This window comes from Metabacillus sp. KJ11-3 (assembly GCF_055808295.1).
On sequence record NZ_CM147865.1, the window covers coordinates 5,067,905 to 5,090,592 of the forward strand.

The following is a 22,688-nucleotide window of genomic DNA, read 5'->3' on the forward strand; positions in this document are numbered from 1 at the left end:
GAAAGTACTAGTTATGCATAGTTCTAACCTCTCATATTTATGTCTAATCATGGACATTTGGTTATTATTGCCTCATACTATGTATAGAAATTGCAAGGAGGTCATAAAAAAATTGAGTGAATACACAAATCAAACAATTGAAAGCGAAGAAAAAAACGTACATATCGCCACTGGACAACCCTTGAGGACCGAAAGCTATTAGAATTACGTCGAAGTGGAATGAGATTCAGACATATTGCAGAACAATTATCACGTACACCAATCAGTGTAGAAAAACGTTATCGAAAAATATGCCAAACCTATTTAGGTGGATCATGAGGTTTCACTTGGTAAATGGTTCCCTAACTCCAACTTTCTCCAAAGAAGAAGGCCTGCCAATATCACAACATCACCGACTACCTGAGATTACACCTTATCCGCATTTTTCATATTTACCTGAACTCCAAACACATCTAGATGGAAAAGAGTTACTTTTAACTGAAATTCCATTCCCCCTTGAAACATTGCAAGCTCATTATGAGCAAGGCTATGTGAAATTAACGGTTGGAATCGAAAAAATACAAAAGGGCTTACTATGTAAGCGTTGTGGAAATTCGAATTCCTCGTTATTTGCTTCCTTTTCGTGCTCGAAATGTGGGGAACAGAGCTGTCATTATTGCCGAAACTGCATCATGATGGGGCGGGTGAGTGAGTGTACACCTCTTTATAGCTGGAGTGGCCCGACAGTTCAGGTACCTCACTCCTCCGGTTTAGATTGGGAAGGTGAATTATCAAAGGGACAAGCCCTTGCGTCAGATCAAGTTGTCCAAGCGGTGAAAGACCACACAGAGCTGCTGGTCTGGGCAGTCTGTGGCGCTGGAAAAACAGAAGTTCTTTTCAAAGGAATTGAGCAGGCCCTCTCCGATAACAAAAAAATCTGTATTGCAACTCCACGTACAGATGTCGTCTTAGAATTAGCGCCACGCCTTCAAAAAGTTTTTCCTTCAACATCTGTTGCTGCGTTATACGGTGGCAGCGAAGAACGCCACAAACACGCACCCCTCACCATATCAACAACCCACCAGCTTCTCCGCTTTAAACAAACGTTTGATTGCATCATCGTTGATGAAGTTGACGCCTTTCCATACTCAGCAGATGCCTCTCTCCAATTTGCTGTACAAAAATCGCGTAAAGAAAAAAGCTCTCTCATCTATCTGACAGCAACTCCCAATAAAAAATGGAAGAATGAAGTCCAGCAAAATAAGAGGAAAGCTGTTCGAATTCCAGCACGGTATCATGGTCATCCACTTCCAGTTCCTGAATTTGTTTGGGTAGGGAATTGGAAGAAGCAGCTTGAAAAAGGAAGATTACCTTCAAAAGTAATCGAGTGGCTAAAGATGAGAATCTTAGCCAATAAGCAGGCATTTCTTTTTGTCCCGTCGGTCTCAATCATTGATGAGGTTGTAAAGATATGCAGAAAACTAGATGAAAGAATCGAAGGTGTCCACGCTGAAGACCCTGAACGACGTGAAAAGGTGTCAAAATTTCGAAGTGGCAGCATGCCTGTTATTATCACATCTACCATTTTGGAAAGAGGAGTCACGATCCCAAACAGTGATGTTGCAGTTTTAGGAAGTGAAGATGATATTTTTACAGAAAGCGCCCTTGTACAAATCTCAGGTCGGGTTGGGAGAAGTGCAAGCTATCCAACTGGGAATGTTACGTTTTTTCATTATGGCAAAACACAAGCAATGGTAGAAGCAAGGAAGCATATTTTGAAAATGAATGATGAAGCAAAACGTGAAGGCTTCCTAAAAGAGTAGATACTTTTAGAAACCTGTTCTCTATGGCATAATAGAGTATTATATGGAGGATAAGGAGACTAGTTTATGGTCATTAACGCAATGGAACAAATTATGAAGGATTTATTAGATGAATATAAAGATCGTCTGCAATTAACTTGCTCATGCAGCACATGCCTTGACGATATTCTGGCATTAAGCCTCAACAAAACCACTCCTCGCTATGTAACAAATATAGACAAAGCGATGTATATTAAAGCCGAATTTATAGACAAGCAGGAAATGACCTCGTTGCTAGTGAAATTAGCAGAATGTGCAAAAATTGTTTCTGATAATCCAACCTGTGAGAACTACCGATAAAGGGGGAGGTTTTTATTACATATTGTTTAATTTGTAACGAGCAGGTAAATATTCAAATTACATGGAAAAGTCTCCTGCCAAGTTCGGAAACGAATACATGTGTCACCTGCTATGAAACTCTGGTGAAAATTAATAACCCCACCTGTCCAAGCTGCTTCAGGCCCCAAAGTAATCTAGATATTTGTTCAGACTGCGAGTCATGGGAAAATGCCCCTAAATGGAAAGGAATTCTAGAGCGTAATGTATCTGTCTATGAATACAATGACGCCATGAAGGACATTCTCTCAACTTTTAAATTCCGCGGTGACGCAGCCCTTGCAGCTGTTTTTAAAAAAGACTTCAAAACAAGCTATAAAGCAAACTTCAAGACAACTAAATTCGATGCAACCATCCCAATCCCACTAAGTCCTGAGCGACTCTACGAACGCGGCTTTAACCAAGCAAAACTTTTAGCAGACTTTCTTCCTCTTCCACAACTGGACGTCCTCGAGCGAACACATCATGAAAAACAATCAAAAAAATCCCGTCAAGAACGACTAACTTCTTCCAATGTGTTTTCTATTACCGACCGTAGTATAATAGAAGGGAAAAACATTTTATTAATCGATGACATCTATACAACAGGAACTACACTAAGACACGCAGCCAAACGTCTAAAAGACTCTGGTGCAATATCCATTTCTTCTTTTACATTAATTAGAAGTTAAAAAGTAGAAAACCTAGCCGATATAAAAAGTAGATACTGAATCGATAGGAGATATAATAATGGGTGAATTAGCGAATTGTCCAAAGTGTAATACATTATTTGTTCAAAGTCAGTTTAGGACTGTATGTGATAAGTGTTTTAAAGAAGAAGAACAAGCTTATGAAACAGTCTATAAATTTTTAAGAAAGCGTGAAAATCGCAAAGCACAATTAGATGAAGTTGTTGATGAAACAGGAGTTTCAAAGGATTTGATTCTCAAATTTATCCGTCAAGGAAGAATACAGTTAATTAACTTTCCTAATTTAGGCTATCCATGCGAAAAATGTGGGAAAACAATTAGAGAGGATCGGTTATGTGAGGAATGCAAAGAAGGCATACACAAACAAATCCACCAACTAGAACAGGAAAAAATGATTAGTGATCGTAATAAACAAACTGCCCGAGAAACAACTTTCTACTCCCAAAGTCCTAAAAAATGATGAAATGCTTAAAGTTTTAATAAAGATACCGATACTAATATTATGACAAAGCACGTTCTCTTTGAAAGTGAGGATTACTTATGAAAATAAATAATATAGGCTCAATGGGTGTAAATCCATATAAAAAAAGCATTGATAAAAATATAGCAACACCCTCAAAAGCACAATCAAGAGAAGATAAAGTAGAGATCTCTTCAAAAGCAAAAGATCTGCAGCAATCAAATGATTTGGTTAAAGCAAGACAGGAAAAAGTACAAGCGATTAAATCTCAAGTAGAGAATGGGACGTACACAATTGATCCGCAGGCGGTTGCGAAGGGATTGCTAGACTTTTATAAAAAATAAATCTATTAATATTTTTTGAAAACAAGGATGTTTACTATAGCTCAAGGACGAGCGTACCCCAAACATTCAAAAATTGTGGAGAGTGAGAAAAGTGCAAATTAATCAAGAGCTTAAAGTCTCTTCTCAAATCCCTTCTACAAAATCAGTACAATTAAAAGAAGGAGATATATACAGTGCGCTCGTCAAAGAAAGATTGCCTCAAAATGAAGCCATTCTACAAATAAAGGGCCAGGACGTAAAAGTAAAGTTCGAAGGAGAGCCTCCTAAGCAAAACCAAGTGACAGTTGAAATAACAAACGGTAAACAGGAAGTACCACAAGTTAAAGAAATCTCTTTGTCTACTACGGGAAAGATAAACTCGTTAAATAGCACAAATGCTTTAGCGAGACAATTAAATGGTGGAGCACTTGTTTCTAATGAAACACAATCAGCTGTCGACTTCCTTCATTCAAAAGGAATCCCCCTTAATAAAGATACCTTTCAACAAATCCAAACCTTTATGGATGATAAAAATGGAACACGAGAACAAAAGCTTGAAACTCTTTCTGCCTTAGTGAAAAAAGGATTAGAACCAACAGCTACTCATATAAAGGCTGTTCACCAGGCATTGCATGAGAAATCATTTGCGAGCTCGATTGAGGATGTGATAAAGGGATTAGACCCAGAGTTTCGCTTCAAATCACAGGAAAGAACAGACGCTTCCTTGAAATCAGAAGGAAATTCAGCGCAATCACAACTTCAATTAAAAGCAGCTGTCCAAAGGGTAGCAGAAGCTATTAATCTATTAGAAACAGTAACGGTTGATCCGAAGAAGTTAGGGATGCTTAAACAGCTAAAAGCAGATATTAACTCAAATAATATAAAAGAAGTTGTTCAAAAGTTAAGAGAATCGTTTTCTTTTGAATTAAGACTATTACAGAATGTGGCATCAAAACTTTCCGATGCAGTGAAGCTAGCGAACATGGCAAGAGTTGCTACACAGACTCAAGAGCAGGTTCAGCAGTCAAAACTAGAACCAGTCCAAAAAGAACCAACAAAATTAATTGACAACAATATAAATTCAAATCAACTCATTCAGAAGGCTATACATGTGCTGAAAAAAGAACCAAATATGAATGAAGTTTTTCAGCACTTATCAGCACTTCTTGATCAAGCTACTAGTTTAGATGAAAAGCATCAAGAAATGCTTACGAAATCATTAGCTAAAGCAGAAGAGCTTGTTCAAAGTGGAAAAGAACTCGGTGCTAGGCAAGAATTAATGCAATCTCTAACAAAAATAAATAATGAAATCCCTGTGGTCTCAAATCAAAATTTAACTACTCAAGTAGATCAAGCAGAGGCATACCAAATGCAAGAAGAGCTAATTGCGTCCCTGCCAATTCAATCGAAGAATTTTATCGTGGAAACAGTATCAAAAAAGCTTTCTCAAGTTGCCATTGATTTTAAAAACTTCAAGAATGATATTTCTAAAAGTTTGCAAACTGTGGAGCAGCTCGTTCAACAGTTTAAATCGCGTTCAACGATCACAGCTAAGCCAATGCTAGAAACTGTTATTCAAAAGCTAGATCAAGCGATACTTCGAAGTGATTTTATGCTTTATGCAGATATGAGAACAGAGAAAAAGATGTTAACAGCAAGTGCTCAGTTAACTGAAGCAAAAAAGCTTCTTTCTAAAGGTGACTACAGTGGAGCAACAAAGATTGTTTCAGAGGTTAGAACGGTTTTAGATAAAATGATCTTTAAACCTTCAGATGTTCGTGTGAAACATTTTGTATCACAAGAGCTTGGGAATTTAGAAAACTTACCAGCATCAAAACAAGTAACCCAAAATCTTGAGATGTCAATGAATGCATTAAAACAAGAGCCGATGGCTAGAAATGCATATGAATATTTACGTAATCTAGGTTTAACACATGAAGCAGATCATGCTCAAGCACTTGTAGCAAGAGATCGAAATCAGGAAGGCTTGCCACATTCATTAAAAAGTTTCTTATTGAAAATGAATGATGGAGAGGGTAAAGCTGACGGAGTGCTCAATTCAATAACTGGACAGCAGTTACTAAGTAAAAACGATCCATCTGGACTTCAAAGTCTAATGTTCACATTACCTTTATTACTACAAGAAAAATTAGAGAATGTGAAGGTTTTTGTAAATTCCAAAAATCAGAATGAAAAAATAGATTGGGAGAATTGTAGTCTATATTTTCTTTTTGAAACGAAAAAGCTCGGAGAAGTAGGGATCTCTCTTACATCGACTGATCGAACACTCTCTGTAAAAATAAAAAATGATCAGCAAGGCTTTCAAGAAAGAATGGAGCCTCTTGCTGAACTAGCAAAGGAAAGACTAAGCGATATTGGATACAACATTGCGGGAATCAAGTTCGAGCCACTTAACACAAGTGAAAAGCCAGAAGCTGTGACACCAAGTGCTCAACAAACTCAATTGTCAAAGATGACAGAGAAAGGATACGATTTTTCAGTATGATGTCACAGCAATATTTTAATCAAAAAAAACGTCGTCAAGTAAATGGACCTTCTGCGGCAGTTATTCGTTACGATGAATCGAAGGGCGGTTCACCGACTGTCATAGCTCAAGGTAAAGGGTTGCTTGCAACAAAAATTATGGAATTGGCAAAACAACATAACATTCAAATGCAGGAAGATGAGGGACTTGTTCAACATCTTTTAGATATAGATTTAGGAGAAAATGTACCACCACAGCTTTATTCTGTTATTGCAGAAATTCTACTTCTTATTGAAGAAATGGAGAAAAAGTATTAAAACTTGACCGGATATTCCGATAAATTAAATGGGAGGTAGAATTCGTGGATTTTTTAACAAAAGAAATCATTTACCAGAAATCATCTCAAGAAATTACTTCATTATTATATGAAGCGTTAATAGATCATACAAAACAAGCAATACAAGATATTGAAGCTTCTAGGTTGATAGAATCGAATGAAAAGCTAAAAAAAGTGAACGATATTTTAGAACGCTTAGGCGTAGGTATAAATTACGAAGCAGGTATTATTGCCGAACAGCTTGATGTTCTATACAACTATATGGCAGGCCTTGTGATTAAGGCTAATGTGAAGAAAGATATTGAGCCTTTAAAAGAAGTGCTGGCAATTTTAGAAGATATCTCAGAGGCATGGCAAAGTGCAATGAAAAATAATAAATCAAGTCAGATACAGCAACAGCTTTTCAAAAAAGCAAATGCCTATGAACGAAATGTAATGGTATATGAAAGAGAAACAAATACGGTTGAAGAAGGGAAATAGACTATGAGAATCAATCATAATATTCAAGCATTAAATGCTTATAAAAATCTCTCTCAAACAATGGGACAAACATCTAAAACATTAGAGAAATTATCATCTGGTTTACGCATTAATAGAGCAGCTGATGATGCAGCAGGTCTAGCTATTTCAGAAAAAATGCGTTCACAGATCCGTGGATTAGAAACAGCAGAAAGAAACTCTCTTGACGCCATTTCCTTAATTCAAACCGCAGAAGGTGCTCTAAATGAAACGCATAGTATTTTACAAAGAATGCGCGAATTATCTGTACAAGCTGCAAATGGTACACTAGAAGATAGTGATCGTGAAGCGATTCAAATGGAAATCAATCAGTTAACATATGAGATTGACCGTATTGCTGATACAACACAGTTTAACACGAAGAAGCTTTTAAGTGGTTCGGCAGAGGGAAGACCATTTGCTGAGGTAAATTCTTCACAGGTTGCTTATACTTCTAACGGTACTTGGAGTGGAATTGTGACTGCAGAGCCAACGGAGCCTGCACAAGTGGAGATTCAATTTGATAAGAATCTAGGTTCACTAACGAAAGCACAACTTGAGGGTAAAACATTCACTATTAATGGTAAAGTTTATGAAATTGATAATACTGACGGTACTTTACAAGGGATTACTGGTAGAAATATAGCTGTTAACATTACAGGTTGGAATGATAATGTGGGCACTACTGATGCAAACATTACATCTAATATTACAAAATTAATGAACGCATTAGAAAGTGCTATTAATCAAAATGATAGTCAAATGTTTAATGTTAATAAAAGTTTACCAACAGATTCAGGCACAGCAAATGATGGTGTGATTAATAATGGAAAGTTAACACTTTCTACTACAAACCCTATGTCACCTAAGGCTGTTCAAGATTTAGGATCTTTAAGTCAAATAAGCACAACAATTACTGGTGGAGTAACCTTTAACGATCCGTTAACAAACACAGCAACCAACAAACTAGTTGCAAATCCAGAATCAGCTCAAGCTAAACCAATTGCGATTACATTTTCAGAAGTACCTAAAATAGGAGACACGCTGAAAATCGATGGCCTAACGATTAATTTTAATAGTCCGGCGTCAGCCTTTAATGGCATCGCGGCAACTATTGATGTTACAAATAAAGATTTAGATACAGTTCTTAGTGAAATAGATTCAGTAATTACACAAGCTAAAAATGCTACTCCAAATCCAGTACCAGCCTTAGCGCCTGTACATTCAGTTTCTAATAACAGCTTAATATTAGGAACAACAAAAACAGATGATGGCATAAATCCAATTGGTCTTCCAGCAAATGGTCTTGATATTGCCCTTATCGATGGCGACTTCGAGGCTGATAAAGGGAAAGAATTAAAGGTAGACTTACAAATCGGCGCAAATGCATCTGAATCTTTAACTCTGTCTCTAGGAGTAATGGATGCAGCAACACTTGGAATTGCGCGTAATGCTGACTTCTCAACATTATCAACAGCTGGTGTGAATGCTGTTTTAGGTGTAAATGTGTCTACAGCAGATGCAGCACAACTAGCTATTACTGCTTTCGATAAGGCGATTAGCCTTGTTTCTGCAGAACGTAGTAAGCTTGGAGCATTCCAAAATCGCCTTGAACACACTGTTACAAACCTACAAACAGCGAATGAAAACCTAACTTCTGCTGAATCACGTATTCGTGATACAGATATGGCAAAATCAATGACAGAATACACGAAGAACAACATCTTAAACCAAGCTGGACAAGCGATGCTTGCACAAGCAAACCAACTACCACAAGGAATTCTACAACTATTGAAATAATTACCATTGGGGAGGTAAGTCATATATTGGCTCCTCCCCTTTTTTTCTTTTATGCTTCTTATAAAATGGGTGTAGCAAAACAATCGTTTTTATTAATAACCCCAATGAGGTGAAATAAATGGATGTTCAAAAGATTGGAAGAGCAACTTTAAATAATATAGAAAAAAAACAGCAAGTAGCAACTGAATCTGTCAGCTTTACAGAGGTAATGGCAAATAAAAGGGGAAATGCCCTATATGAAAGATTTGCTACGTTAGCAAAAGATATCGAAGATCAAGGAAAAGTCCTCTCAGAATCCAGAACAGTAGAAGACTTAAAAAAATATAAAAAGTTAGTGAAAACATTTTTAGAAGAGGCAGTTAACAATGCTCTTCAATTAGAAGATCAACGTGGTTTTAATCGCAGAGGTCGTACGAAAATATATAAAATTGTAAAAGAGGTTGACAGTAAGCTAATTGATTTAACAAACGAAGTATTAAATAAACAACAAAAAGGATTAAACATTCTTAATATGGTGGGAGAAGTCCAAGGTCTTTTAATAAATATCTACACATAATGGTCTAAATAATAATCGATAATGGTCGATATAAAGATTAGATAGAAATAAAAGAAAGAGGGAGTCGTATGTTTGTTGAAGATCAGCTATGTCATAATTTAGAAAAAATATTGAAGCTTCAAAAAAGTCTTCATCAAATTGCGTTAAAGAAAACTGAGATCATAAAAGCAGATAATATTGAAGCCCTCGGTGAACTAATAAAAGATGAGTTAAAACATATTAAAGCAATTGAAGTAATTAATAATGAAAGAGAGCAACTTCAGCATCAACTCGCAAACGAGATTTCACTTTCTCCACAGAGTTTAACGATATCTGATTTACTTTCTTCTGACAAAATTCAAGATAAAGAAAAACTAAGAAATCTACAACAACAGCTCGTAGACCAAATGAAGATATTAAAAGAGATTAATGAATTGAATCAAGATTTGCTTCAGCATTCTTTAAATTTTGTTCATTTAAATCTTGATCTTCTTTTGGGACAGCAGGAATCAACTAATTATAACGATCAATCTTCCGATGAGACTCAAAGCATCAATCGTTCTATTTTTGATTCAAAGGCTTAATGATAGGAGGGACCTAAATGCGTTCAACTTTTATGGGGTTAGAAACAGCTAAACGTGGAATGTTTACCCAACAAAGTGCCTTGCATACAACAGGAAATAATATTGCCAATGCCAACACAGAGGGCTACACACGTCAGCGTGTTAATTTTAAAGCAACAGAAGCATACCCTTCACTTGGTATAAATCGACCGCAAATTCCTGGTCAAATGGGAACAGGTGTAGAGGTTGAAAGTGTGCAACGTGTAAGAGAAAGCTTTTTAGATATTCAATATCGCTCGGAAAGTAATAAACTAGGCTACTGGGACTCGAGAGCAAATGCGCTTCAAAAGATGGAAGAAATTATGAATGAACCATCTGAAACAGGCTTAGCTAGTTCTTTGGACAAATTCTGGCAGTCACTTCAGGATTTAGCACTAGATCCAACAAATGCAGGTGCACGTTCTGTTGTACGCGAAAGAGGAAATGCAGTAGCTGATACATTTAACTATCTAGCAACATCTCTTAAATCGGTACAAGGGGACTTAAAAAATGAGCTGGATGTTTCTGTAAAAGAAATAAACTCACTTGCCAATCAATTAAATAATATTAATAAACAAATTTCAGAAATAGAACCGAATAGCTACTTACCAAATGACCTTTATGACGAACGTGATCGTTTGCTTGATAAATTGTCATCGCTAGCAAATATTAAAGTTTCTTACAACGCTTCTGGTGGTAACGCTCTGAAAATTTCTGAAGGAACAGCAACAGTTGAAATTGTTGGTGACAACGGTAAGGTTTTAGGAACTTTAGTAAATGGAAAAAGTCAACGTGTTAGTGAATTTAGTGTTACTTATAGAAAGATCACTGATGAAAATGGAAATATCACAGATGGACTCGCGGAAGGTATTGAGATTGGTTCAAAATCTATTAATATTATGGATTTTAATAGTGCTGGGAAGATTAGTGGATTAATAGATTCATATGGCTATTCTGAAACACTAAACGACGGCAGTGTTGTGGAATATGGTTTATATCCAGATATGCTAAACAATTTGGATATCATGGCATATGAATTCGCATCAGAATTTAATGCTGTTCATCGTGAAGGTTGGAATCTACGAGATTATGATACAAATAAGAACCCAATTAATGAATTAGACAAAGTTGATATAGATTTCTTTAAGATCGGCACAAATGCAAAGGGTGCTGCGAGCATGTTAAGTTTAACAGATCAAATTAAAGAATCGACTGATTTTATAGCAGCTGGTCGTAAGGTAAATGGTAATCTTCCTGAGATCGGAAATGGGAATAACGCTGTTTCCCTATCAAATGTAAAAAATGATGTGATCGACATTGGTGGAACGAACACAACTCTTCAAAACTTCTATGAAGGCATCATCGGTGGAATGGCCGTTAATGCACAGGAAGCGGAAAGATTGACTAAGAACAGTACGGTCCTTAGAGATTCCGTAGAAGAGCGAAGACAATCCGTTAGCGCAGTATCACTAGATGAAGAGATGACAAATATGATTCAATTTCAGCATGCATATAATGCATCAGCTAGAATGATCTCGCTACAGGATGAGTTACTTGATAAAATCATTAACGGTATGGGTGCAGGAAGGTAGGTGAGCAATTATGCGTGTAACACAAAGCATGTTAGCGAATAATTCATTAAGAAACTTGAGTAACAGCTATGCAAAGCTAGGTAAATATCAAGATCAATTAGCTACAGGAAAGAAAATAACTCGACCTTCGGATGACCCGGTAGTAGCAATCAAAGGGATGTTCTATCGTACGAACTTAACTGAAAATGAACAGTATCAGAGAAATCTATCTGAGGCTTATACATGGCTGGAAAATTCAGAAGCAGGTATTGAGCAGGCAACACAAATTACCCAAAGAATTCGTGAATTAGTCGTTCAAGCTCAGAACGGAACGAACAGCCCGGAAGACTTAAAGGCAATTGGTGTTGAAATTGGACAACTTAAAGAGGATTTAATGGGAGTTGCCAATACTCAGGTAGCTGGGAAATATATCTTTAATGGTCAAAAAACTCAAACTGCTCCAATAGCAGACGATGCTTTCACAACAGATGCAGTTGGAAATAAAGAATATACATTTACACAAGATAATTCTCCTTATAACGTTGAAGTATCAAAAGGAGTTCAGTTAAAGGTAAATATTAATTCACACAATGTTTTTGGGAAGGATTTTCTGAATACATTGGAGGAATTAGAAAGAAACCTAACTGATGGCGTCGGAACTTTAGAGAATGGTGATCAACTATTAAGTAATTTGGATAAACACTTGGGGAACTTAACCTCTGAAAGAGCTGAGCTTGGAGCGAGATATAATAGACTGGAATTAATTGATAGTCGCCTTGCGAATCAAGAAGTTATTGCAAGCAGAATACTGTCTGATAATGAAGATGCTGAAATGGAGCGAGTGATTACTGACTTAACCATTCAAGAGAGTATTCATCGAGCTTCACTAGCAACGGGCTCTAAGATTATACAACCAACTTTAATGGACTTTTTACGTTAAGCTATCTTTTTTAGGATAGCTTTTTTACTAGGAGTGATTAGTTTGGAATTTCCACAATTGAGAATGGAGAGTACTAGTGCACAAATAGGTATTCAAACGAAAAATGCTTCAAATCAAATCCAACAACCTATGGCGGATCTTTCAATTGAACAACCTAAAGCCGAATTATCCATTCATACAACAAACTCAAAATTAACAATTGATCAATCACAAGCAAGAGCAGATGTTGAATTAAAAACAATGACACAAAATATAGATGAATTTGCACAAAGGGGATATCAGGACAACTTGGCAGGAATAGCAAGAAGAGTTAATCAAGGAAATGAACTAATGAAAATAGAGAATAATGGAAACCCTATTGCAAGTCAGGCAAAAATGAATAGTGAAAAGCCTATGAAGGAAATTGCTATAAAGTTTGTTCCCTCCGTCGGTAGTGTAAAAATAAATTATGAACCAGCAAAGGTTCATATCGATGCTGAAGCAAGGAAACCAATTATAATTGTAAAGACTAATAAACCAATCGTTCAATATGAACCAGGAAAAGTTGATATTTATCTTCAAAAAAAGAATGAATTGAAAATTAACGTTGAAATGATTGATATAAAGAAATAATTTAATTAGGATGGTGATTCTATGGAATTGAACACTAAATATCATGGTGTGATAAATATAGAGGAAGAAGAAATTATTCGTTTTGAAAGTGGAATACCTGGCTTTTCAGAAGAAACAAAATTTATTCTACTACCTTTAGAAGAAAACTCTCCCTACTATATCATGCAGTCGGTAAAAACACCTGAATTGGGTTTTGTTGTTACAGAACCTTTTTCCTTTTTTAAAGACTATGAGTTTCGCCTAGGTGAAAATGAGAAGGAAGCATTAAATATAAAGGATGACTCAACAATCCAAGTACTTTCAATTCTGTCCCTAAAGGAGCCGTTTTCTAATACAACAGCAAACCTTCAAGCACCTGTAGTCATTAATCTATCAGAGAGGTTTGGTAAACAAATTATTCTTAATGATACTAAGTACACAACAAGGCATAAGTTGAGTAACGAAGTAGTGAAAAAATAGGAGGTGGGAGTATGCTGGTTTTAACCCGGAAAGTAGGGGAATCTGTCCAAATTGGTGAAGAGATTGAAATTACTGTTTTATCTGTACAGGGTGATCAGATAAAGCTTGGGATAAATGCACCGAAGAATGTGGAAATTCATCGGAAGGAAGTTTATTTGAGTATTAAGGAATCAAATAATGAAGCTGCTTCTTTTGATGAGAGTTTGCTTAGAGAATTGAAGTAGGTAAACCGTGACCTTTAGTTTAATCTAAAGGTTTTTTTATATTTAACAGAGTACTTAAAAGCTTATATTGTTTAAATTAATGTCATTTTCCAACTGAATATTGAAATACCGACATGTGTATTACTTAACACCAACAATAGAACATATCCTGATAAGAGTATTAACTCTCATATATTATTATAAGGAAAAAAGTGGAGAGAAAATAACAGTGAAAAAACTCAAAAAATATTAAAAAAACTATTAAACTTCTACAAACCATGTCGATATATATAGTGTAAGGCGAACAAGCTAAAGGCGGCCGACTTTAGCTGAAATAAAAACTACCACATGGATGTGGAAAAGCTAAATTCAAGGAGGAAAATCAAAATGATTATCAATCACAATTTAAATGCAATGAATGCTCACCGTAATATGGGAATGAACACTACTAGCGCTGGTAAAGCAATGGAGAAATTATCTTCTGGTCTTCGTATTAACCGTGCTGGTGACGATGCTGCTGGTCTTTCAATTTCTGAAAAAATGCGTGGACAAATTCGTGGATTAGATCAAGCTTCTCGTAACTCGCAAGACGCTATTTCACTAATCCAAACTGCTGAGGGTGCTTTAAACGAAACACATGCAATCCTTCAAAGACAAAGAGAGTTAATTGTTCAAGCAGGTAATGGCGGTACTCTAGAGGCAAATGACATTAGTGCGATTAAAGCTGAGCTTACAGAGCTTAATACTGAGTTAGATGGAATTTCTACACGTACACAGTTTAATGGGAAAAAACTATTAGATGGTTCATTCTCTAAGGATTTCCAAATAGGTGCTAATAATGGGCAAAAGCTAACATTAACTATTGATTCAGGTACAGCAACTAAAGGTTTCAGTTCTACTGATCTTGGAGTAAATGGACTAGCTCCTGATGGTACTTCAACGCAGACTACTACTGATCTAACTGCTGTTGATGCAGCAATTGAATTAGTATCACAAACACGTTCTAAACTTGGTGCTAACCAAAATCGTCTGGAACACACAATTAAAAACCTAGATAATGCTTCTGAAAATTTACAGGCAGCTGAATCTCGTATCCGTGACGTTGATATGGCAAAAGAGATGATGAATTTCACTAAAAATAATATCCTTAACCAAGCTTCCCAAGCAATGCTTGCACAAGCCAACCAACAACCACAAGCTGTATTACAATTACTACGTTAAAACATTTTTATTTATACAAAAAAGGAATGGGGATACCATTCCTTTTTGTATAATAAGATTTTAATCTTTCAAGATAGAAAATATGTCAGGGTTTTCTATTCTGAAAGATTAAAATAAAAGGAGTATAGAATTATGAAAACTAAAATGGTTGAAATGCTAATTCCAGAATATATTAAAGAATTCTCTTGTATCGGATCCTCCTGTGAAGATACGTGTTGTTCAGGGTGGACTGTTCACGTTGATAAAGAAACCTATAAAAAATATAAAAAAGTAAAAAATCCAAGTATGAAATTTAAACTTGAGAAAAATTTAGAACGGAATCGCACTAATCCTGAAATAAATAATGTTGCAAAAATGAAAATGGAGAATGGAAAATGTTCTTTTTTAAGTAACGAAGGTTGGTGTGATATTCAAACTAATCTGGGTGAAGAATATTTATGTAATACCTGTACGATATACCCAAGAACAAATAATAACTTCAATGGGGTATATGAACAAAGTCTAACTGTCTCTTGTCCAGAAGCTACTAGATTAGTATTACTAAATAAAGATGGCATTAAATTTGAACAGGGATTAAATGAGGTTACCAGAATAGGAGTAACAAGTGTTGTCAATACCAATAACGAAACAATAACACATTGGACAGACCTCTTTAACGAATATCGCTATATTACTATTTCGATTTTACAGAATAGAGACTACTCTATCGAAGAGCGTTTACTAACCTTAGGATTGCTTTATAATGAAATTGATGAGTGTGTAAAGAAAAACAATATAATTAAGATCCCAGATATTTTCGGAGAATATATCAAAAGTTTAGAGGATTTCACATTTAAAGGAGCATTTAATGATGTTTCAAAAAGAATTGATATACATCTTCGTTTATGCAAAGAGCTCTTAATTCTTAGACTTAACCAACCAATAGCATCTGCAAGATATTTAGAATGTTCAAGAGATATGTTACTCGGATTGAAGATTAATGAAAATTCTACAAATGAAGAAACTAGAGAACAATATGAGAATGGATACAATAAATATTATATACCTTTTATGGAGGGAAATGGGTATATGTTAGAGAACTACCTTGTTAATTATGTGTTTAAAAATTTAATGCCTATAGATACTGAATTCCCATTTGAAAGCTATTCTAGAATGGTACTGTACTACACATTGATAAAATTGCATCTAGTTGGGATTGCAAATCATCATAAGGGATTAAATTCAGAATTAGTTGTTAAACTAATACAATCTCTATCTAAAACTTTCGAGCATTATCCTTCATATTTTGAGCAGATACTAGAATTAATGAAGGACAAGGATTATATGACATTACCTTACATGTCAATATTAATTAATAACTAGTCAAGGTTATCTACTCTAATCATATTCTTTTATACCTGTAGATGCTTAAGAAGATTTTTTTTAGTCCTTACCTCTTTTGTTGGGGTAGGACTATTCTGTAAAAGGCTTTACAACTTTCAAATTTTTGTTTGAGTTAGAGAAATAATACTTTAAAATAATTATAAATTATAAGATATTAATTAATGAAAATAGAATTTAAGATTGGAGGAGACTCAATGAGCACTACATCTATAAGATTTTCGGGATTAGCTTCAGGAATGGACACTGAAAGCATGGTAAAACAGTTAGTTGATGCCCAAAAAAGTAGATTAATCAAATTACAGCAAGCTAAAATAATGAATACTTGGAAAACTGATACTTTTCGAGATATTAATACAACGATATCAAGCTTTAGAACAGCTACAGAGGCTTTAAGGTTACAAACTCCTTTTAACAAACAAACTGCCTCTGTAAGTAATATTGAAAAGATTGGTGCCACTGTTACTGGGACACCATCTGCTTCTTTTTATACAATAACGGAAGCAACTATGGCAGCGGATGCTAGAGCTGCTTCAGCTAGTTTTATATTAAATGTTACAGAAGGAGAAGCTATTGGACAAGACATCTCCTTTGATTTAAATGGTACTGCTATTTCAGTTGGATCTGATGACACGATTTCATCTGTAATTTCCAAGATAAACGGTGCAGGTGCAGGTGTTAAAGCATCTTATTTTAAAGATGGAAATGCATTAATCCTAACAAGTGAAACAAAAGCATTAAATTCTCAAATTAAATTAGAGAATTTATCGGTTAATGGTCTAACAGACCCTACAAATAAGTTAGGGTTAATTGGAGGGGAAGTAAATAATATTACTAATACTTTTAGTACAAACAGTGGTGTTTCAGCAGCAAAAGGCTCTGATGTAGTGAACGCTATGGTTGTTATTAATGGACTGACAATTAATCCTACTGGAAATAGCTTTACATTTGATGGAGTAAAATTTGATCTGAAATCTAACATTACAAGCGATCAACCAGTAACCGTTGAAACAAAAAATGATACGGAAGCTGTTTTTAATAGTATTAAAACGTTTGTAAATAAATATAATGAACTAATTGCTGAGTTAAACTCAAAAGTGACAGAAAAACGTTACCGAGATTTTCCACCATTAACAGATGACCAAAAAAGTGAAATGAAGGATCGAGAAATAGAGTTATGGGAAGAAAAAGCAAAAAGTGGGTTAATAACTGGAGATCGTTCCATTTCCAGTTTTTTAAACGAACTTAGAAGTAGTCTAATGACACCTGTTTCAAATGGTGATGAAGGATTTAAGTATTTATCTGACATAGGGATTACAACAAGCAAGAACTATCGAGACAATGGAAAGCTAGAATTAAATGAAACAAAATTGAAAGCCGTCCTTGAAAGTAATCTTGATAGTGTAAAAAAGCTGTTTAGTTCTACTAGTAGTATTACAGAAGGAAATACTTTAACAAATAGAACAAAACATGATGAAAGTGGTATTGGAAGAAGACTATATGAGAGATTAGGACAAGGAATTTCAGACTTAAGTAAAAAAGCTGGTTATTTAAATTCAACTGTGGATGTAAATAGTGTTTTGGCAAAAGAGTTAAAAAGTATTGAAAGTGGGATCTCAAAAGAACAAGATAGAATTCAACAATTAGAAGATCGTTACTGGAAACAATTCCAAGCAATGGAATCAGCTATGCAGAAAGCAAATTCGCAAAGTGGTTGGCTCATGCAGCAATTCAGTGGTGGTATGTAATGAGGTGAAGGATTTAATTCCTTCACTTTTTTATTTGAAACTTCTCTTTAAACTTACTAGAACATGCCGATATAAATAATAGAAAGGTTTGTAAATGAAAGGGAGAGATGGATTTGTCAGTCGAGGGTATGTCGTTTCATTCTTTTATTAGTAACAAAATTGATGCAGTAACTGAAAATAAAAATGTTTCAATTGACCAACCTGAAAATAATGGTCCAACACAAGCAGAACCAAATATAAAAGTTACAAAAGAAAAGCTTGAAGAAGTGGTAAAAGGCATGAATGATTTTTTATCTCCTACAACAACTTCATTAAGATTTGAATTACATGACGAGCTAAATAAATATTATGTAAAGGTAATTGATGAAACTACGAAGGAAGTTATCCGTGAAATTCCATCGAAAAAACTACTAGATATATACGCATCGATGACAGAATTTTTAGGATTAGCTGTCGATAAAAAGGTTTAGAGTAGATAAAGGAGTGTAATGAAAATGGCTATGAGTAATCCATATCAGTCATATCAATCAAACGCAGTGACAACAGCGGCACCGGGTGAATTAACATTAATGCTTTATAATGGGTGTATAAAATTTATTAAACTTGCGAAGAAAGCAATAGAAGATAAAGATATTAGCGAAAAAAATACGAATATAATAAAAGCCCAAAACATTATTCAAGAGCTTATGGTAACCATAAATATGGATTATGAAGTCTCAAAAAATATGCTTACAATGTATGACTACATGAAGAATCGTCTTGTAGAAGCAAATATTAGTAACGACCTTGAAATTCTAGAAGAGGTACAAGGGTATGTGACAGAGTTTCGTGATACATGGAAGCAAGTCATTCAAGCGAACCGTCAGAAGCAACATCAAGGTGGACAAGCATAGTGGATGCGGTGCAAAAGCTATATGAAGTCAGTGTAGAACTCCTTTCACTTTTAGAAAAAGGAACAACAAGTGAGGAGCGAGATGAGTTTATTCATCAAATAGAAGCGAATTTAGAAGATCGTGAGAAATTAATAAAAGCGACTCAACCACCCTATACAACAGAACAAAAAACAATAGGGATGAAACTGATTGAGGTAAACAAGGAAATTAACCAGCAATTAATGAGTTTTAAAAACGAAATTCAGTCTGACTTACGTAAACTAAAGAACAATAAGGTAAGCCAAGAAAAATATCATGATCCTTACCAAAAAGATACGATAAGCGGCTTATTTTATGATAAGCGTAAATAACTTTATTAATAGAAAATGAGTCAATAATACCACGGTAAGAATAGAAAAACCTAGAATAGTAATTAATTACTATTTATTATTTAGGATAAAAGTATTATTATGTTGATATGCTATTAAACTACCAAGTGAAAAAGGCAAACCATTGGAAACGGTGGGACGCAAAGCCAAGGGCCTGCTTATGTAATTCTTCATGAATGGCAGCCGGCTGCCACAAGGGATCATAGTCTATCAAATCTATGAACCTTGTAAAAGGTTTATTTTTTTATGCCTTTTTCACACAAAGAAAGGGAAAAGAAAAAATGAAGCATTTATCTCGTTTGAAACCATTACTTCTTGTATTGGTGCTACTCAGTTACCAAGTGATTGCTCCTATTGGTAGCGTTTTTGCATCATCAGATAGTAAGTTACCTCCAACCAATCTTACTGCAGTAAAGGTAACGCCAGATGATGTGAAGCTAACTTGGAACTTTCTCACTTGTTCATCCAATTATGCAAGCACCGGCAAATGTGAAGCAAAGCGTTAATAATGGAAATGATATTGTGCTGAGATGGGATGCTTCAACATATGCCACTGCTTATAATGTATATCAAATTATTGATGGAGAGCGTATTTTGCAGAAAACAGTAACTGGAACTTCTGTCACATTTAGCAATATGCCTGAAGGAAATTACGAATACGTGGTTCATTCATACAGTAATCGCTTTGAGGAGTCACCAAAAGGAAGTTCTATTGACTTTACCTTAACATGGCCTGTTGTTGAAGCACCGGTTATTTCAGGGAAAGTAGAAAATATAAACAATATTACGTTATCTTGGCCTGCAACTGCTTGGACAAGTGAATATCGTGTTTATCAAATCACAAAAGATGAGAGAAAATTAATTTATAAAGGTACTGCACGAAGCTATAAAGTTAATAATCTTTCAGAAGATACACATTCTTTTGAGGTAACAGCTTATAATACACGTTTTGGTGAATCAAAAACATCAAATCGCATTACAGAAACAATTGTTTATCCAATTATGGAATTCCAAAAGCAAGCTTAACGATGATAAATGAAACAACAGCAAGAATTAATTGGAATTTTATTACCTATGCAAATGGCTATAACATCTATGAAGTGATAGATGGGTAATTAGTATTAGTTTCAGAAAAAGTAAATAATTTAATGTATACGGTCATGGACTTATCCTATGCGAATCATGAGTATGTCGTAACGTCCTACAGTAACTCATTTGGAGAGTCTGAACCATCTAATGTTGTTCTCGCAAAGCTAATCAAAGATGAAGAGGCACCTGTGACAACAAGCGACGCACCAACAGCTTGGGTAAATCAAGACCAGGTCATTACTCTATCTGCTACAGATAATGAAACAGGAGTAGCAAAAACATATTATTCAGTTAATGGCAATGATTTTAGAGAAGGCACTTTTTTTGAAGTAAAAGGAGAAGGTGTTCATAGAGTATCCTTCTATTCCGTTGATAAAGTCGGTAACAAAGAAGAAGCACAAACAATCGAAGTGAAAATCGATAAAACAGCACCAGCTACGACTTCTGACGCACAAGACATCTGGAGCAAGGAAGATGTGACAGTGAACTTGACAGCAGCAGATGAACAAAGTGGTGTGACAAAAACCTACTATTCTATTAACGGATCTGAATATATGGGAGGAACATCTTTTGTTGTAGAAACAGAAGGTCTACATCTTGTATCATTCTATTCTCTAGATAACGCTGGAAACAAAGAGGAACCACAAACAATCAGTGTTAAGGTAGATCAAACAGCACCGGAGACAACTTCTGATGCACCTGAGACTTGGAGCATAGACGATGTGACAGTATACCTTGAAGCATCAGATCGTTTAAGTGGCGTAACAACTACATTCTATTCAATTAATGGATCTGAATATAAAGAAGGAACATCTTTTACATTAACAGACGAAGGCATTCATGAAGTGTCATTCTTTTCGATCGACAATGCAAATAATATAGAAGGTGTAAAAACGCTTGAAGTGAAAATCGATCAAACAGCACCTGAAGTAAGTATGGATGTAAATGAAGAATATGCATTAGATTCTGCATTGCCATTGCTTTATACAGCAAAAGATACGGTTTCTGAAGTTATATCTGAAAAAATGATCGTAACAGCACCAGGTGAATCGTCTGGAAAAGAAGTTCAAAATGGTTCGTCTATTTCATTAGATAAACCAGGTGTTTACAACATAACAGTTGTTGCAACAAATGCTGGAGGCTTAACAACAGAAATTCATAAACAATTTGTTGTCTACATTCCTGCAACAATTGAAGTAACACCAAAAGTGATCAAAGGAAATAAGGGTATTTTCACAGTTCGTGTAGACGTACCGAAACTATTTGATCGTAAAGATTTTGACCTTGATACAGCAACAATAAATGGGGTACATGCCCTAACAAGCAACAAAGGGTACTATAACCAAGCAAAACTTGGACAATTCAAGTTTGAGCGTTCTGACTTTACATGGGATTCATCAGAGGAAACATTGGTTTTCCGTGGATATCTCGATGGTAATTTGGTTATTGGACAAACGACTGTAAAGGTTCAAAATAAATAACTTAAATTTGAAAAAAACTCGCCAACCCAAGGTGAGTTTTTTCATTTAATCTATACATTCGCATAAACTATTTACATACCCTTAATGTCCCCTTCACAAACTTTACCGAACCATACAAATTTCTACAAAAAGTCACAAAGTATTTTTAAGTTTATGCAGGAGACAAGCAGGGAAGTATAGAAATAGTACTACATAGCTTTATCATAAAGGAGGAGTTCAATCATGAGATATAACGTCAGAGGGGAAAACATTGAAATAACTCCAGCATTAAGAGAATATGCAGAAAAGAAAATTGGTAAGCTTGAGAGATATTTTGAAGAGTCAGTTGACGCAAATGTCAATGTTAACTTAAAGTACTATAATGATCAGGAATCTAAAATAGAAGTGACCATTCCAATGACAGATCTGGTTCTACGTGCAGAGGAAAACCACCAGGATATGTACGCAGCGATTGATCTTGTTGTGAATAAATTAGAGCGACAAATTCGTAAGCATAAAACAAAAGTGAACCGCAAGCTTCGCGAGCAGGGTGCTCCAAAGTTTGTGTTTAGCAATTACCAGCCTGAGGATCTGCCACAGGATGAGCTGGATGAAGAAGAAGAAGTTGTTCGTACAAAACGATTTAATCTAAAACCCATGGACAGTGAGGAAGCGATTCTTCAAATGGATATGCTTGGACATAGCTTCTTCGTATACACAGATGCAAAAACGAATAAAACCAATGTTGTATATAAACGTAAAGATGGAAAATACGGCTTAATTGAGCCACATGTATAAAATGAGCAGCGCCTACTAGGGCGCTGTTTTACGTTGAGGG

At 35.3% G+C, this 22,688-nt stretch carries 27 protein-coding genes and 1 riboswitch; of the genes, 26 read left to right on the forward strand and 1 reads right to left on the reverse strand.

What is annotated here, in order from left to right; genetic code table 11:
* Positions 1–219: 219 nt before the first annotated feature.
* The 23 genes from AC0L8O_RS24950 to fliT all read left to right on the forward strand — a co-directional run bounded on the left by AC0L8O_RS24950 (position 220) and on the right by fliT (position 19,283).
* Entirely contained in the window at positions 220–318 is a 99-nt protein-coding gene (locus AC0L8O_RS24950; RefSeq protein WP_473445978.1) for a hypothetical protein, read from the forward strand.
* Entirely contained in the window at positions 315–1,802 is a 1,488-nt protein-coding gene (locus AC0L8O_RS24955; RefSeq protein ID WP_473445979.1) for an ATP-dependent helicase ComFA, read from the forward strand. The genes AC0L8O_RS24950 and AC0L8O_RS24955 overlap by 4 nt, the downstream gene beginning before the upstream one ends.
* A gap of 66 nt (positions 1,803–1,868) precedes the next feature.
* Positions 1,869–2,141: a late competence protein ComFB gene (gene comFB / locus AC0L8O_RS24960; RefSeq protein WP_026559737.1), complete on the forward strand. Its 273-nt coding sequence runs from the start codon at positions 1,869–1,871 to the stop codon at positions 2,139–2,141.
* Positions 2,142–2,410: 269 nt separating this feature from the next.
* Positions 2,411–2,848 (forward strand): ComF family protein, encoded by a 438-nt coding sequence (locus tag AC0L8O_RS24965; RefSeq protein WP_473445980.1) that lies wholly within the window; start codon positions 2,411–2,413, stop codon positions 2,846–2,848.
* A 58-nt stretch (positions 2,849–2,906) separates the two neighbouring features.
* Positions 2,907–3,326, forward strand: a complete 420-nt coding sequence (locus AC0L8O_RS24970) for a TIGR03826 family flagellar region protein (protein WP_026559735.1) — start codon at positions 2,907–2,909, stop codon at positions 3,324–3,326.
* Positions 3,327–3,406: 80 nt separating this feature from the next.
* Positions 3,407–3,670, forward strand: a complete 264-nt coding sequence (gene flgM / locus AC0L8O_RS24975) for a flagellar biosynthesis anti-sigma factor FlgM (RefSeq protein WP_473445981.1) — start codon at positions 3,407–3,409, stop codon at positions 3,668–3,670.
* A gap of 91 nt (positions 3,671–3,761) precedes the next feature.
* A complete protein-coding gene (locus AC0L8O_RS24980) occupies positions 3,762–6,155 on the forward strand; it encodes a hypothetical protein (protein WP_473445982.1) in 2,394 nt (797 codons plus the stop codon).
* A complete protein-coding gene (locus AC0L8O_RS24985; protein ID WP_473449145.1) occupies positions 6,155–6,451 on the forward strand; it encodes an EscU/YscU/HrcU family type III secretion system export apparatus switch protein in 297 nt (98 codons plus the stop codon). The genes AC0L8O_RS24980 and AC0L8O_RS24985 overlap by 1 nt, the downstream gene beginning before the upstream one ends.
* A gap of 44 nt (positions 6,452–6,495) precedes the next feature.
* Positions 6,496–6,951 (forward strand): flagellar export chaperone FliS, encoded by a 456-nt coding sequence (gene fliS / locus AC0L8O_RS24990; RefSeq protein WP_473445983.1) that lies wholly within the window; start codon positions 6,496–6,498, stop codon positions 6,949–6,951.
* 3 nt (positions 6,952–6,954) lie between these two features.
* A complete protein-coding gene (locus tag AC0L8O_RS24995) occupies positions 6,955–8,769 on the forward strand; it encodes a flagellin N-terminal helical domain-containing protein (protein WP_473445984.1) in 1,815 nt (604 codons plus the stop codon).
* 118 nt (positions 8,770–8,887) lie between these two features.
* On the forward strand, positions 8,888–9,325 hold the full coding sequence (locus tag AC0L8O_RS25000; protein ID WP_473445985.1) for a YaaR family protein: 438 nt from the start codon (positions 8,888–8,890) through the stop codon (positions 9,323–9,325).
* 68 nt (positions 9,326–9,393) lie between these two features.
* Positions 9,394–9,888, forward strand: a complete 495-nt coding sequence (locus tag AC0L8O_RS25005; protein WP_473445986.1) for a flagellar protein FlgN — start codon at positions 9,394–9,396, stop codon at positions 9,886–9,888.
* A gap of 17 nt (positions 9,889–9,905) precedes the next feature.
* Entirely contained in the window at positions 9,906–11,498 is a 1,593-nt protein-coding gene (gene flgK, locus AC0L8O_RS25010) for a flagellar hook-associated protein FlgK (protein WP_473445987.1), read from the forward strand.
* 10 nt (positions 11,499–11,508) lie between these two features.
* On the forward strand, positions 11,509–12,417 hold the full coding sequence (gene flgL, locus AC0L8O_RS25015) for a flagellar hook-associated protein FlgL (RefSeq protein WP_473445988.1): 909 nt from the start codon (positions 11,509–11,511) through the stop codon (positions 12,415–12,417).
* A gap of 33 nt (positions 12,418–12,450) precedes the next feature.
* Positions 12,451–13,029: a DUF6470 family protein gene (locus AC0L8O_RS25020; protein ID WP_473445989.1), complete on the forward strand. Its 579-nt coding sequence runs from the start codon at positions 12,451–12,453 to the stop codon at positions 13,027–13,029.
* A gap of 21 nt (positions 13,030–13,050) precedes the next feature.
* Positions 13,051–13,488, forward strand: a complete 438-nt coding sequence (gene fliW, locus AC0L8O_RS25025) for a flagellar assembly protein FliW (RefSeq protein ID WP_473445990.1) — start codon at positions 13,051–13,053, stop codon at positions 13,486–13,488.
* Between the two features lie 11 nt (positions 13,489–13,499).
* Positions 13,500–13,712: a carbon storage regulator CsrA gene (csrA, locus tag AC0L8O_RS25030; RefSeq protein WP_473445991.1), complete on the forward strand. Its 213-nt coding sequence runs from the start codon at positions 13,500–13,502 to the stop codon at positions 13,710–13,712.
* Positions 13,713–14,078: 366 nt separating this feature from the next.
* Positions 14,079–14,912: a flagellin Hag gene (gene hag, locus AC0L8O_RS25035; protein ID WP_473445992.1), complete on the forward strand. Its 834-nt coding sequence runs from the start codon at positions 14,079–14,081 to the stop codon at positions 14,910–14,912.
* Between the two features lie 132 nt (positions 14,913–15,044).
* A complete protein-coding gene (gene fliB / locus AC0L8O_RS25040; RefSeq protein ID WP_473445993.1) occupies positions 15,045–16,274 on the forward strand; it encodes a flagellin lysine-N-methylase in 1,230 nt (409 codons plus the stop codon).
* 215 nt (positions 16,275–16,489) lie between these two features.
* Positions 16,490–18,040, forward strand: a complete 1,551-nt coding sequence (fliD, locus tag AC0L8O_RS25045; RefSeq protein WP_473445994.1) for a flagellar filament capping protein FliD — start codon at positions 16,490–16,492, stop codon at positions 18,038–18,040.
* Between the two features lie 113 nt (positions 18,041–18,153).
* Complete coding sequence (gene flaG / locus AC0L8O_RS25050; protein WP_473445995.1) at positions 18,154–18,510, forward strand: flagellar protein FlaG; 357 nt, start codon at positions 18,154–18,156, stop codon at positions 18,508–18,510.
* A 24-nt stretch (positions 18,511–18,534) separates the two neighbouring features.
* Complete coding sequence (fliS, locus tag AC0L8O_RS25055) at positions 18,535–18,933, forward strand: flagellar export chaperone FliS (RefSeq protein ID WP_473445996.1); 399 nt, start codon at positions 18,535–18,537, stop codon at positions 18,931–18,933.
* Positions 18,933–19,283 carry a flagellar protein FliT gene (gene fliT / locus AC0L8O_RS25060; protein ID WP_473445997.1) on the forward strand — a complete coding sequence of 117 codons (351 nt, stop codon included), beginning with the start codon at positions 18,933–18,935 and terminating at the stop codon, positions 19,281–19,283. The genes fliS (AC0L8O_RS25055) and fliT overlap by 1 nt, the downstream gene beginning before the upstream one ends.
* A 123-nt stretch (positions 19,284–19,406) precedes the next feature.
* Positions 19,407–19,496, forward strand: a riboswitch (cyclic di-GMP riboswitch).
* A gap of 139 nt (positions 19,497–19,635) precedes the next feature.
* Here the strand turns inward: fliT and AC0L8O_RS25065 are convergent.
* Positions 19,636–19,758 (reverse strand): hypothetical protein, encoded by a 123-nt coding sequence (locus tag AC0L8O_RS25065; RefSeq protein ID WP_473445998.1) that lies wholly within the window; start codon positions 19,756–19,758, stop codon positions 19,636–19,638.
* A 32-nt stretch (positions 19,759–19,790) separates the two neighbouring features.
* Here AC0L8O_RS25065 and AC0L8O_RS25070 point away from each other — a divergent pair, with 32 nt between their 5' ends.
* From AC0L8O_RS25070 to hpf, 3 genes are all read left to right on the forward strand, one after another.
* Positions 19,791–20,327 (forward strand): hypothetical protein, encoded by a 537-nt coding sequence (locus AC0L8O_RS25070; protein WP_473445999.1) that lies wholly within the window; start codon positions 19,791–19,793, stop codon positions 20,325–20,327.
* A 122-nt stretch (positions 20,328–20,449) separates the two neighbouring features.
* Positions 20,450–21,871 carry an OmpL47-type beta-barrel domain-containing protein gene (locus tag AC0L8O_RS25075; protein ID WP_473446000.1) on the forward strand — a complete coding sequence of 474 codons (1,422 nt, stop codon included), beginning with the start codon at positions 20,450–20,452 and terminating at the stop codon, positions 21,869–21,871.
* 222 nt (positions 21,872–22,093) lie between these two features.
* On the forward strand, positions 22,094–22,648 hold the full coding sequence (gene hpf / locus AC0L8O_RS25080) for a ribosome hibernation-promoting factor, HPF/YfiA family (RefSeq protein WP_078431741.1): 555 nt from the start codon (positions 22,094–22,096) through the stop codon (positions 22,646–22,648).
* The last annotated feature ends 40 nt before the right edge of the window (positions 22,649–22,688 follow it).

Coding starts and splice junctions, on each gene's coding strand:
- flgL (WP_473445988.1), top strand. CDS start 11,509: ATGCGTGTAACACAAAGCATGTTAGCGAATAATTCATTAAGAAACTTG.
- fliB (WP_473445993.1), top strand. CDS start 15,045: ATGAAAACTAAAATGGTTGAAATGCTAATTCCAGAATATATTAAAGAA.
- comFB (WP_026559737.1), top strand. CDS start 1,869: ATGGTCATTAACGCAATGGAACAAATTATGAAGGATTTATTAGATGAA.
- flgK (WP_473445987.1), top strand. CDS start 9,906: ATGCGTTCAACTTTTATGGGGTTAGAAACAGCTAAACGTGGAATGTTT.
- AC0L8O_RS24985 (WP_473449145.1), top strand. CDS start 6,155: ATGTCACAGCAATATTTTAATCAAAAAAAACGTCGTCAAGTAAATGGA.
- AC0L8O_RS24955 (WP_473445979.1), top strand. CDS start 315: ATGAGGTTTCACTTGGTAAATGGTTCCCTAACTCCAACTTTCTCCAAA.
- fliS (WP_473445996.1), top strand. CDS start 18,535: ATGGCTATGAGTAATCCATATCAGTCATATCAATCAAACGCAGTGACA.
- AC0L8O_RS24950 (WP_473445978.1), top strand. CDS start 220: ATGAGATTCAGACATATTGCAGAACAATTATCACGTACACCAATCAGT.
- hag (WP_473445992.1), top strand. CDS start 14,079: ATGATTATCAATCACAATTTAAATGCAATGAATGCTCACCGTAATATG.
- AC0L8O_RS25005 (WP_473445986.1), top strand. CDS start 9,394: ATGTTTGTTGAAGATCAGCTATGTCATAATTTAGAAAAAATATTGAAG.
- fliW (WP_473445990.1), top strand. CDS start 13,051: ATGGAATTGAACACTAAATATCATGGTGTGATAAATATAGAGGAAGAA.
- AC0L8O_RS24970 (WP_026559735.1), top strand. CDS start 2,907: ATGGGTGAATTAGCGAATTGTCCAAAGTGTAATACATTATTTGTTCAA.
- AC0L8O_RS24995 (WP_473445984.1), top strand. CDS start 6,955: ATGAGAATCAATCATAATATTCAAGCATTAAATGCTTATAAAAATCTC.
- AC0L8O_RS25075 (WP_473446000.1), top strand. CDS start 20,450: ATGTATACGGTCATGGACTTATCCTATGCGAATCATGAGTATGTCGTA.
- flgM (WP_473445981.1), top strand. CDS start 3,407: ATGAAAATAAATAATATAGGCTCAATGGGTGTAAATCCATATAAAAAA.
- AC0L8O_RS24965 (WP_473445980.1), top strand. CDS start 2,411: ATGAAGGACATTCTCTCAACTTTTAAATTCCGCGGTGACGCAGCCCTT.
- csrA (WP_473445991.1), top strand. CDS start 13,500: ATGCTGGTTTTAACCCGGAAAGTAGGGGAATCTGTCCAAATTGGTGAA.
- AC0L8O_RS25000 (WP_473445985.1), top strand. CDS start 8,888: ATGGATGTTCAAAAGATTGGAAGAGCAACTTTAAATAATATAGAAAAA.
- fliD (WP_473445994.1), top strand. CDS start 16,490: ATGAGCACTACATCTATAAGATTTTCGGGATTAGCTTCAGGAATGGAC.
- hpf (WP_078431741.1), top strand. CDS start 22,094: ATGAGATATAACGTCAGAGGGGAAAACATTGAAATAACTCCAGCATTA.